General features: G+C 60.9%; 1 rRNA gene. It reads left to right on the top strand.

Features of this window, described 5'->3' with window-relative positions:
- Window positions 1–166 precede the first annotated feature (166 nt).
- Window positions 167–258: ribosomal RNA gene (gene rrf, locus IF27_RS29755) — 5S ribosomal RNA — on the top strand; the annotation flags it as partial.

Here is a 258-nt window from a genome sequence, read left to right as displayed (position 1 = left end):
TGGAAGCCCTGTGAGGGGTGGAGTTGACCGGTACTAATAGGCCGAGGGCTTGTCCATAGATGCTCGCGTCCACTGTGAAGAATTCGCCGACCAGCGAACTCTCACACCACCACCCCAGGGGTGTGTTGTGTGGGGGGTTCCGGTCCCGGCACACCCCTTAAGGTGTTCCGGTGGTCATGGCGGAGAGGAAACGCCCGGTAACATTCCGAACCCGGAAGCTAAGCTCTCCAGCGCCGATGGTACTGCATGGGGGACCGT

The sequence above is a fragment of the Streptomyces avicenniae genome, assembly GCF_000719135.1.
GTDB classification, from domain to species: Bacteria; Actinomycetota; Actinomycetes; order Streptomycetales; family Streptomycetaceae; genus Streptomyces; species Streptomyces avicenniae.
The sequence above is the reverse complement of the archived record's forward strand: the minus strand, read 5'-3'. Positions and strand labels throughout refer to the sequence as shown.